The organism is Variovorax sp. Root473 (genome assembly GCF_001426505.1).
Lineage (GTDB): Bacteria > Pseudomonadota > Gammaproteobacteria > Burkholderiales > Burkholderiaceae_C > Variovorax.
In genome coordinates this window covers 1-2,365 of sequence record NZ_LMEV01000006.1, presented here as the reverse complement: position 1 = coordinate 2,365, position 2,365 = coordinate 1, and the positions used below count along the sequence as shown (strand labels likewise).

3 protein-coding genes are annotated in these 2,365 nt (G+C 67.9%); all 3 read left to right on the top strand.

Going from position 1 to position 2,365, the window contains the following annotated elements:
- The coding region (locus tag ASD34_RS05085) for an ABC transporter permease (protein WP_056573691.1) at positions 1-858 on the top strand (858 nt) is incomplete at its 5' end.
- The gene (locus tag ASD34_RS05080) at positions 855-1,739 is read left to right on the top strand and encodes an ABC transporter permease (protein WP_056573686.1); all 885 of its coding nucleotides are present in this window, start codon (positions 855-857) and stop codon (positions 1,737-1,739) included. The genes ASD34_RS05085 and ASD34_RS05080, both read left to right, overlap by 4 nt.
- An 11-nt stretch (positions 1,740-1,750) precedes the next feature.
- Positions 1,751-2,365 (top strand): ATP-binding cassette domain-containing protein (locus tag ASD34_RS05075; protein WP_157609640.1); only part of this gene is annotated, 615 nt, incomplete at its 3' end.

Below are 2,365 nucleotides of genomic sequence, written 5' to 3'. Positions count from 1 at the left end.
GGCAATGCCGCGCAGATGCTCATGGGCCCGGACGCCTCGCCCGATGCCGTGGCCGCCCTGGCCACCAAGCTCGGCCTGGACCAGCCCGCCTGGACGCGCTACTGGCACTGGGTCGGCGGCATGCTGACCGGCAACCTGGGCGACTCTTACGCCTACAGCTCCCCCGTCATCGACCTGATCCTGGAGCGCCTGGCCCTCACAGTGCCGCTGGCCGTGATGGCGATGAGCCTGACGGTCGTCATCGCCCTGCTCGTGGGCGTCACCGCTGCCGCACGCCACAACAAGCTCGGCGACGTCGGCCTGATGGGCATGGCCCAGGTGGGCATCGCCATTCCCAACTTCTGGTTCGCGATCCTGCTGATCCTGGTGTTCTCGGTGCAGCTGCAGTGGTTCTCCGCCGGCGGCTTCGAGGGTTGGGGTGAAGGCATCTTCGCGGGGATCAAGTCGCTGCTGCTGCCGGCCTTGTCGCTGGCCGTGGTGCAGGCCGCGATCCTCGCGCGCATCACGCGCTCGGCCGTGCTCGAGGTGATGCGCGAAGACTTCGTTCGCACCGCGCGTGCCAAGGGCGTGTCGCAGCGCATGGTGCTGTGGACCCACGTGCTGCGCAACGCGATGATCCCCGTCATCACCGTCATGGGCATGCAGTTCTCCGAGCTGCTGGCCGGCACCATCGTGGTGGAGAACGTGTTCTACCTGCCCGGGCTGGGCCGGCTGATCTTCCAGGCCATCAGCAACCGCGACCTGATCGTGGTGCGCAACTGCGTGATGCTGCTGGCGGCCATGGTCGTCATCGTGAACTTCGTGGTCGATGTGCTGTACGCCGTGATCGACCCGCGCATCAAGGCGAGCGACATATGAGCGCCATCCTCTCCCCTTCCGTGCCCGCTTCCTCCGCGCCCCTCGCGCCCGGCTTCTGGCGCCGCGCGGTCAAGCACCGCAGCTTCGTCATCGGCGGCGTGTTCGCGCTGCTGCTGTTGTTGGCGGCACTGATCTCTTTCGTCTGGACGCCCTGGTCGCCCTACGCGATGGACATGGCCAACAAGATGCAGGGCCCTTCGGCCACGCACTGGCTCGGCACCGATGCGTTCGGGCGCGACGTGGCCTCGCTGCTGCTGGTGGGTGCGCGCGCGTCCATCCTCGTGGGCGTGATCGCCGTCGGCATCGGCCTCGTGGTCGGCACCGCGCTGGGCTTGCTCGCTGCGGCCCGGCGCGGCTGGGTCGAGGAAGCCGTGATGCGCCTGTCGGACTTCACGCTCGCCTTCCCTGCGATCCTGTCGGCCATCATGATGACCGCCGTGTTCGGCGCCGGCATCGTCAATGCGATCATCGCGATCGGCATCTACAACATCCCGACGTTTGCACGCATCACGCGCGCCTCGGCCAATGCGATCTGGTCCCGCGAGTACGTCGCCGCCGCACGCGCCTGCGGCAAGGGCAGCTTCGCGATCACGATGCAGCACGTGTTGCCCAACATCTCGGCGGTGCTGATCGTGCAGATCACGATCCGCTTCGCCATCGCGATCCTGGCCGAGGCGGCCCTGTCGTACCTCGGCCTGGGCACGCAGCCGCCGCAGCCTTCATGGGGCCGCATGCTCAGCGAAGCCCAGACCCTGATGTTCCAGCAGCCGCTGCTGGCTGTCTTCCCGGGCATGGCCATCGCCTTCGCGGTGCTCGGCCTGAACCTGCTGGGCGATGGTCTGCGCGACCTGCTCGATCCGCGCCTGGCGCGCGCAAGGTAAGCACGCACGTCATGGCATTGCTCGAAGTCAACGACCTGCACATCGGCCTGCAGACGCAACGCGGCCCGGCCGAAGCCGTGCGCGGCATCTCCTTCTCGCTGGAGCGCGGCGAAACGCTGGGCATCGTCGGCGAGTCGGGCTGCGGCAAGTCGATCACCGTGATGTCGCTCATGGGCCTGCTGCCTTCGACGGCCAAGGTCACGGGCAGCATCCGCTTCGACGGCACCGAGCTGGTCGGGCGCGACGAAAAGGACATGTGCCAGATCCGCGGCAACCGCATCGGCATGATCTTCCAGGAGCCGATGACGGCGCTGAACCCGGTGCACACGATCGCGCGCCAGGTCGGCGAGCCGCTGATGCTGCACCGCGGCCTCTCCAAGGCGCAGGCGCGCAAGGAAGCCCTCGACCTGCTCGACCGCGTCGGCATTCCCGATGCGGCCTCGCGCCTGGATGCCTACCCGCACCAGTTCTCCGGCGGCCAACGCCAGCGCATCGGCATCGCCATGGCGCTGGCCTGCGGGCCGGACCTGCTGATCGCCGACGAGCCCACCACTGCGCTCGACGTGACGATCCAGAAGCAGGTGCTCGACCTGATCCAGAGCCTGGTCAAGGAGATGGGCATGGCC